Genomic DNA, 8,236 nt, shown 5'->3' with positions numbered 1-8,236 from the left:
GTCGCGCGCGGTGCGTCGTGCGTCGTCAGACCGCCGGGGCGGCGGGCGCGCCGTACGGCGCCGCCTCCAGGGCCTTGGGGTCCGGGCCGAAGCGGTTCGCGCCCACGGTGCCCGCGGTGGCGTAGAAGACGATCATGATGATCGGGCCGGCCAGCGGGATCAAGGTCATGAACCAGAAGAAGCCCGACTTGTCCTGGTCGTGCAGGCGACGCACCATCACGGCGAGCGTCGGCAGGAGCAGGGCGAGCCAGACGATCGAGACCAGGCTCACGACCACGTAGTACCCGGCGCCGAACGTGCCGGTGGTCGTGTCGATCGACGCGGCGCCCACGGTGCCGAGCAGGACGCCCTCCACCGCGGCGATGATCACCAGGAACAGGTACCAGAACCAGAACTCCGACCGGCGCGCGCGGCCGGTGAAGGTGGCGTACTGCGAGAAGACGGACTTGATCGCGTCCGGGAAGGACATGGCGGCCTCACTGGGTCGTTGGAGAGGGCGGCGGGGACGAAGGTGCCCCGCGGTGCGCGCGGGATCGCGCGCCGGCCCTGACAGCCCCGCGAGCGTAGGGCGTGTGCGCACGCGACGTCCAGGGCTCGTCCACGTCTCGTCCACATCCTGGGTGGGGAGGGCTCCCCGTCGCGGGTTCGGGCCGGATGTGCTGCGCCCGTATGCTCCCGGGGGTGTCGACCCCCGTCCCCTCCTCGCGCGGAGTGCTGGACCGCGTGCCTGCCCCCGCCATGTTCCTGGTCTCCGGGTTCACCCTGTACGCGGGCGCGGCCGTCGCGGTCGGCCTCTTCGACCGTCTGGGGGCGCCCGCGGTCGGCTGGTGGCGCATCGCCCTCGCCGCCGTCGTCCTCCTCGCGTGGCGGCGCCCGTGGCGACGGCGCTGGACCCGCCGCGACCTCGTCGCGGCCGCGCTGTTCGGCGTCGTCCTCGCGGCGATGAACGTCGTGTTCTACGTGGCGGTGGACCACCTGCCCCTCGGCGTCGCCGTCGCGATCGAGTTCCTCGGCCCCGTGGCCGTCGCCGCCGTCACGGGCCGCGGCTGGCAGGAGCGGGCGGCGATCGTGGTGGCGGCGGCCGGCGTGGTGCTGCTCGCGGGCGTCACCCTGGGCTCCGGGATCCCTCGCGAGGATGCCGTGATCGGGCTGAGCGCCGTGCTCGCGGCGGCCGCGTGCTGGGCCGGCTACATCGTGCTGGGCAAGCGGGTCGCCCACGGCGGGTCCGGCGTCGACGGGCTCGCGGTCGGCATGGTGGCGGGTGCCGTCGCGTTCGCGCCGTTCTTCGCGTGGTCGACGCCGGAGGTCGTGACCGACCCGTCCCTCCTGCTGTTCCTGCTGGTCGTGGCGGTCTGCTCGTCCGTCGTCCCGTACGTGCTGGACCAGGTGGTGCTGCGTCGGGTCGGCATGGCCCGGTTCTCCGTCATGCTCGCGCTCCTGCCCGCGACCGCCGTCCTCGTCGGCGCCGTCGTCCTGCAGCAGGTCCCCACCTGGCCTGAGCTGGCCGGCCTCGCGCTCGTCTCCGGCGCCATCGTCATGACGGCGCGGACCTGACCGGTCCCCGCGGGGCCCGGTCGGTCTGCACGGACGGGCTACAGGTACTGACCGGGGGAGGGGCGCCGGTCGTCCTGCCCGGGCTGACCGGACGGCTGGCCCGGGCCTGCCGGCCCGCCGGGGCTGAACGGCGCCGGATGCGCCCCGGGCGGGAGCGCGCGACGCATCTGCGAGAGCTGCGCCTGCGCCGCCATCTGCTGGGCGACGAGCGCCGTCTGGATGCCGTGGAACAGGCCCTCGAGCCAGCCGACCAGCTGGGCCTGCGCCACCCGCAGCTCGGCGTCCGACGGCACTCCCTCGTCCGAGAACGGGAGCGTGATGCGGTGCAGCTCCTCGACGAGGTCGGGGGAGAGGCCCTCCTCGAGCTCCGCGAGGGAGCGCTCGTGGATCTCGGCCAGCCGGGTGCGCGCGGCGTCGTCGAGCGGGGCGTCGCGCACCTCGTCGAGCAGCCGCTTGATCATGCCGCCGATGCGCATCACCTTGGCGGGCTCCTCGATGCGCGACGTCTCCTCGGGCTCGCCCCCCTCGGCGGGGGCTGCGACGCCCTCCGGCTCGGTGGTCTCCCCGTCCGGGGTGACCACCCGCGGGGTGGTGCCGTCGGTGTCGCGAGTGCCGTCGTCGCTCTCGGTCATGCGTCCCAGTGTGGCCCACGGGGCCGACAGGAGCCGGTCGGGACGCCGGGAGGGCGTCAGGGCACCAGCAGCACCTTGCCGAACACCGCGCCGGACTCGAGCAGCTCGTGCGCGGTGGGGGCCTCGGCGAACGGCACCCTGGCGTGCACCACGGGCCGCACCCGGCCGTCGGCGATCATGGGCCACACCCGCTCGCACACGGTCGCGACCAGGGCCGCCTTCTCCGCGGCGCTGCGCGGACGCAGCAGGGTCCCGGTGACCCAGGCGTGCTTGGCCATGAGGGCGTTGAGGTCGAGCTCCCCGCGGCGGCCTCGCTGGAGCCCGATGACGACGAGCCGGCCACCCGGGGCGAGCGCGCGGACGTTGTCGGCGAGGCCGCCGCCGCCGAGCACGTCCAGCACGACGTCGGCTCCGCGCCCGCCGGTCGCGTCGCGCACCGCGGCCACGACGTCCTGCGTGCGGTGGTCGACGGCGACGTCCGCGCCGAGCTCGACGCAGCGGGCCACGCGCTCCGGGCCGCCCGCGGTGGCGACGACGCGCGCCCCGAGCGCCGCGGCGAGCTGGATCGCGACGCTGCCGACTCCGCCCGAGCCGCCCTGGACGAGGAGCGTCTCGCCCGCGTGCAGCCGGCCGGTGTCGACGAGGTTGGTCCAGGCGGTGCAGACGGCCTCCGGCAGCGCGGCGCCGTCGACGAGGTCGACGCCGTCGGGCAGGGGCAGCAGCTGGGCCGCACGCGCCACGACCTGCTCGGCGTAGCCCCCGCCCTCGAGCAGCGCGACGACCCGGTCGCCGGGCGCCCAGGTGGTCACCCCCGGCCCGAGCGCGCGGACCGTACCCGAGATCTCCAGACCCGGCCACTCGGGAGCGCCGGTCGGCGGAGGATAGTTTCCGGCGCGTTGCAGCAGGTCAGCGCGGTTGACCCCCGCGGCGGCGACGTCGACCAGAACCTCGCCGGGGCCCGGTTTGCCCAGGTTGACGAGGGATAGGGTGAGTTTCCCTGGACCGCCAGGTGCCGATATCGTGACCGCTCGCACACCGATGGAGCCTACTCGCGTGCCTGGAAGCCCAGCCGGGCGCGGGGGGTGGTGCCGGACGTGATGGCACCCACCCGAGGATCGGACGACGACGGTCGCCCGCCTCGACGAACAGTGTTGGAGAGAGGTTCAGATGCTCCGCAGGTTGGGCGTTCGCGGGAAGATTCTTGCGACACTCGCCGTGCCGATCTTCGTCCTGGCGTTGACGGCGGGCTGGATCACCTGGCAGTCGCTGCAGGAGAACCGCAGCGCCGAGCAGACCGCGGCCCTCATGGAGTCGCTGCAGCTGCAGGACGACGCGGGCTCCGCCGTGGCCGCGGAGCGCGCCACGAACATCGCCGCCGACAAGGGGATCCCGGGTGCCAAGAAGGCGCTCGTCAAGGCGCAGGAGGAGACGGACCGCGCCCTCGACGCCCGCGACGAGGCGCTCGAGGTGCTCGACACCACCGCCCTGCCCACCAACGTGCAGGATGCCGTGAACCGGACGCTCCGCGACCGCACGGTCCTGGACGACCTGCAGCGCAACGTCATCTCCGGCCAGCTCTCCGAGTCGCGCGCGACCGAGCGGTACACCGCGCTGAGCGAGAACGCGCTGGACGTCCCGCGCGCCATCGCCCAGAGCAGCGACGACGCCGGGCTCACGCGGCACATCAACGCCTACGTCGCCCTCGACGAGGCGATGCTCGCCAACACGATGGAGCGACCGGTCGCCGGCGCGGCCCTGAACTTCCTCGCGCAGGGCGAGGCCCCGCCGTCGGACCTCAACGGCCGCATGGTGAGCCTGCTGCAGACCACCGACGGACTGATCGCGACCGCGCAGGAGCAGCTCGACCTGATCCCGGGCGAGCTCGAGGTGCCCGGCTACGAGGCGGACCTCGACCGTGCCCGCCTCCAGCTGCGCTACCTGAACTTCTCCGGCATCGACCCCGAGGTCGCGAGCCAGTGGAACGCGCTCTCGCAGGGCTGGGTCGAGTCCACGCAGCCGGTGCGCGACGAGTCCCGCGACGCCGCGGTCGAGTACTCGAAGGACCTCGCGGGCAGCGCGCAGACCGCCGCCCTGCTGACCGGAGCGGCGGCGTTCGGCGTCGTGCTCGTGTCGTTCCTGCTGGCGCTGCTCATCGCGCGCCGCATCGTGCAGCCGCTGGCCCGCCTGACCTCCGCGACGGCGGAGGTGCGCGACCGTCTGCCCCGCATGGTGGAGCAGATGGCGGTGCCCGGGCAGGCGCCGTCGATCGACCTCGTGCAGGTGCCCGTCGAGTCCAGCGACGAGATCGGGCGCCTCGCGGCCGCGTTCAACGAGGTGAACGAGACGACCATGGTCGTCGCGCGCGAGCAGGCCGCGCTCCGCGGCTCCATCGCGGAGATGTTCGTCAACGTGGCGCGTCGCGACCAGGTGCTCCTCAACCGCCAGCTGTCGTTCCTCGACGAGCTGGAGCGGTCCGAGGAGGACCCGAGCACGCTGTCGAACCTCTTCCGCCTGGACCACCTGGCCACGCGGATGCGGCGCAACGCCGAGTCGCTCCTCGTGCTCGCGGGCATCGACTCGGGCCGGCGCGTGCGCAACCCGATGCCGATCTCCGACGTCGTCCGCACGGCGTCGTCCGAGATCGAGCTCTACGACCGCGTCCGCCTCGACCTGGGGGTGGACCCGCACATGCTCGGCCACAACGCGCTGAGCTCCGCGCACCTGCTGGCGGAGCTGCTGGAGAACGCGACGATGTTCTCCGAGCCGCACACGCCCGTCGAGGTGTCGACGTCGCGCGACGAGCGCGGCGTCGTCGTCACCGTGCGCGACCACGGGCTCGGCATGAGCCCCGAGGAGATCGCGGACGCGAACACCAAGGTCTCCAGCCGCTCCGCGTCGGACGCCGTCGGCGCCCAGCGCCTCGGCCTCTACGTGGTCGGCCGCCTGGCCGACCGCCTCAACGCGCAGGTCCGGTACCAGGTCGGGGCGTCGGGGTCGGGCACGGAGGTCACGGTCGTGTTCCCGGCCGACCTGTTCCTGCCCGACGACGCCCTGCCGCTGCCGCAGCCGACCGACCCGCTGGAGGCGGCCACGCAGAACGCCGCCGCCGACCTCGGCGGCCAGATCGCGGAGGCGTTCGAGGAGCAGGCCTCCGGGCCGATCGGCGCGGTGCCCTTCGAGGCTCCGGAGCCCGCACCGTCGTTCGGGATCCCGGACGCGGTGGAGCCCCCCACGATGCCGACCCCGGCGGTCGCCCCGGCGGCCCCGGTGGCCCCGGTGGCCCCGGTCGCGTCGACCGCCCTCCCGGTCGAGCCGGAGCCGCCGGCCGCGGTGCCGGTCGACCTGGACGCCCTGACCGACGGCACGACGTCGATCGGCATGCCGCGCCGCCGGCGCTCCGGTGTCGGCTCCGGCGAGGCCGTGACGCGACCCGACACCGGCCCGATCGTGCTGCCGCCGCTCGCGACGCCCGAGCTGCCGGACCTGGACGAGGCGACCACCGACTCCTGGCGGCCGCCGGCCGAGGTCGAGGCCTCGGCAGGCTCGCTGCCGAGCCGGCACCGGGCGCAGCCCGAGCCGGTCGCCGAGCCGGAGCCCGTCTCCGCACCCGTCCTCGGCGTCGACCAGCGGGCGGGCCTGTTCTCGAGCTTCCGCTCGATGGGGTCGCTCGACGTCGCCGAGACCGAGAGCACGCTCCAGCTCGACGCGGTGACGGAGGACCCGGCGGCACTCCCGGACGAGCTCGCCCCGCTGGCGCCGGCCGACCCGGGGCCCGCGGCGCCGGTCCTCCCCGAGCCGGTCGCACCGGTCTCCGCCCAGGACGTCCCGTACGCGGCCGCGCCCACCCCGGCGCCCGTCGAGATGCCCTCCGAGGCGCCCGTCGAGGCGCCTGCGGCAGAGGCGTTCGCGCCCGTGCAGCCGGAGCCGTACCGGCCCGCCACCGAGGCGGCGCCGGCCGTGGCGCTGCCGACGCGGGACGTCGCCTCCGCCGCGCCGGTCGAGCCCGCGCCTCCGGTCGTGGAGCCCGTGCGGCACGAGCCCGCGCCCGTGCCCTACGCGGAGCCGGTGACGTCGTCGTTCGACCCGGTCGTCCGCGAGGTCACGGAGCCCGCTGCCGGGCCGGTCTCGGCTCCCGTCCCCGGGCCGTCGTTCGACCCCGTGACGCCGCCGTCCGCGAGCCCGTTCGCACCGACGGACTCGCTCGCGCCGGAGGAGGCGCAGGGGCAGGACGCGTTCCAGGAGCTGCCCGCGTTCGAGGACCTCATCGCCGACCTGCCGGGGCGTCGCGCCGGCCGCGAGACGCCCGCGCAGGGTGGTCGTAAGCGCGGCCTCTTCGGGCGCAAGCCCTCGGCCGACGAGCCCGTCGCCCCGGCCGCCCCGACCGCGTCGCCCTTCCCTGCCGCCACCCAGGCCGCGCCGGAGCCGGCGCGACCCGAGGTCCCGGCCTTCGGGGCGACGGCGTACGGGGCGACGCGGGACGAGGCGCCGCTGCCGGCGCCGGCCGACGAGCCGTCCGCCTCGGCCGCGACGTCGTACGGCGGCTCGGTGCTGCCGCTGCGCCCGACGGAGCCGGCGGGCTACGACCCGCTGGACCCGCACTTCGTGCCCGACACCGTCGAGGCGCGGTCGGAGTGGATGGCCTCGGCCGTCCTCTACGAGGAGATGTCCACGATGCTGCAGCGCGGCGTCTTCCAGGAAGGGAACGTGACTTCGACGAACGAGCAGACGTACCGCCCGACGACGGTCGCGGGCGAGGCCGGCGGCCTCGCGCGGCGCCAGCGGGCGGGGGAGTCGACCGCGTCGACCGAGCGGTTCACGGCCCGTATCGAGCGGGACCCGGAGCAGCTGAGGTCGCGACTGTCGGCCTTCCAGTCCGCCACGAGCCGCGGCCGGAACGACGCCGGGGCCGTCCGGGCCTCGACGCAGGCCGCCCCTACCGTGAATGATGTCCCTGGATCCGCGCCGCACCAGCGGTGACCTGCGCCTTCGGCGTATCGACGAGGAGGAAGCGTGACCCTCAGTACTGAAGCGACCAACTTCGGGTGGCTTCTCGACAACTTCGTGCGCACCGTCCCGGGCAGCCGCCACACGCTGGTGGTCTCGGCGGACGGTCTGCTCATGGCGATGTCCGACCAGCTCGACCGCACCAGCGGTGACCAGCTGGCGGCGATCGTCTCCGGCATGTCGAGCCTGACGCGCGGGGCGGCGCGCCAGCTCGACGGCGGCAACGTGCGGCAGGCCGTCATCGAGATGGACAACGGCTTCCTCTTCCTGATGAACGTCTCGAACGGGTCGGTCCTCGCGGTGGTGGCCGAGTCCTCGTGCGACATCGGGCTCATCGGCTACGAGATGGCCCTGCTCGTCTCCCGCACCGAGGCGACGCTCACCCCGCAGCTGATCTCGGAGATGCGCGGGAACCTTCCTGTGGACGGCTCGACGCGCTCCGCGCGGGTGGGATGAGGTCGCGATCATGACGCACGCATCGTTCGGTTCTCTGGGTGCGCACTCGGCAGACGGCTACGAGGCCTCGACGGTGCGTCCCTATGCGGTGACCGGTGGCCGCGTCCGATCCGCCCTGTCCGACCTGCCGCTCGAGGCGCTGGTCGAGGTGATGCCCGGCGCCGTCACGAGCGTCGGCCTCACCCCGGAGAAGCGGGCGATCCTGCAGCACGCCGCGCACACCTACGTCTCGATCGCGGAGCTCTCCGCGCTGCTGCGACTGCCCCTCGGCGTCGTCCGCATCCTGGTTGCGGACATGCAGGAGGAGGGGCACATCACCGTGCACACCTCGACCCCGGTGAACGTCCACACGGGTCACGGCAGTTCCCACTCGGGCCTGTCTCTGAGCGTCTTGGAGAGTGTTCTCAATGGCATTTCCGCCCTCTGACAGCCCGGCGCCCGGAGCCTCCGGAGGCATGTCCCCGGCGTGGGCTCCGGTGTCCCCGGCCCTCGGCGCCGTGAGCGCGCCGGTGGCCGGTGGCGCGCCGGCGGCGGTCGGCGCCCCGCAGCGGCAGAGCGTGCTGGGCGGCGGCCCGTCCGCCGCCCAGGAC

General features: G+C 74.4%; 7 protein-coding genes. 4 read left to right on the top strand and 3 right to left on the bottom strand.

Annotated features, from left to right (window positions below):
* Positions 1–25 precede the first annotated feature (25 nt).
* Positions 26–469 (bottom strand): DUF805 domain-containing protein, encoded by a 444-nt coding sequence (locus tag ACFWEK_RS15760; protein ID WP_430546539.1) that lies wholly within the window; start codon positions 467–469, stop codon positions 26–28.
* 254 nt (positions 470–723) lie between these two features.
* Here ACFWEK_RS15760 and ACFWEK_RS15755 point away from each other — a divergent pair, with 254 nt between their 5' ends.
* A complete protein-coding gene (locus tag ACFWEK_RS15755; RefSeq protein WP_430554639.1) occupies positions 724–1,554 on the top strand; it encodes a DMT family transporter in 831 nt (276 codons plus the stop codon).
* A 38-nt stretch (positions 1,555–1,592) separates the two neighbouring features.
* Here ACFWEK_RS15755 and ACFWEK_RS15750 read toward each other — a convergent pair whose 3' ends face one another.
* Together ACFWEK_RS15750 and ACFWEK_RS15745 are read right to left on the bottom strand one after the other, a co-directional pair.
* Entirely contained in the window at positions 1,593–2,186 is a 594-nt protein-coding gene (locus tag ACFWEK_RS15750; protein WP_430554638.1) for a bacterial proteasome activator family protein, read from the bottom strand.
* 56 nt (positions 2,187–2,242) lie between these two features.
* Positions 2,243–3,220, bottom strand: coding sequence for an NAD(P)H-quinone oxidoreductase (locus tag ACFWEK_RS15745; protein ID WP_430554637.1), 978 nt, complete (start codon positions 3,218–3,220; stop codon positions 2,243–2,245).
* 181 nt (positions 3,221–3,401) lie between these two features.
* On the opposite strand from ACFWEK_RS15745, the gene ACFWEK_RS15740 reads away from it, so the two are divergent.
* From ACFWEK_RS15740 to ACFWEK_RS15730, 3 genes are read left to right on the top strand one after another with little or no spacing between them, the layout of a single operon-like run.
* Positions 3,402–7,163: an ATP-binding protein gene (locus ACFWEK_RS15740; RefSeq protein WP_430554636.1), complete on the top strand. Its 3,762-nt coding sequence runs from the start codon at positions 3,402–3,404 to the stop codon at positions 7,161–7,163.
* Positions 7,164–7,196: 33 nt separating this feature from the next.
* Positions 7,197–7,646, top strand: a complete 450-nt coding sequence (locus tag ACFWEK_RS15735; RefSeq protein WP_079573344.1) for a roadblock/LC7 domain-containing protein — start codon at positions 7,197–7,199, stop codon at positions 7,644–7,646.
* Positions 7,647–7,656: 10 nt separating this feature from the next.
* Complete coding sequence (locus ACFWEK_RS15730) at positions 7,657–8,073, top strand: DUF742 domain-containing protein (RefSeq protein ID WP_429730019.1); 417 nt, start codon at positions 7,657–7,659, stop codon at positions 8,071–8,073.
* Positions 8,074–8,236 lie beyond the last annotated feature (163 nt).

This window comes from Isoptericola sp. NPDC060257, from assembly GCF_042726645.1.
Lineage (GTDB): Bacteria > Actinomycetota > Actinomycetes > Actinomycetales > Cellulomonadaceae > Isoptericola > Isoptericola nanjingensis.
Note: the sequence above shows the minus strand (reverse complement) of the source record. Positions and strands in the feature narration are given on the sequence as shown.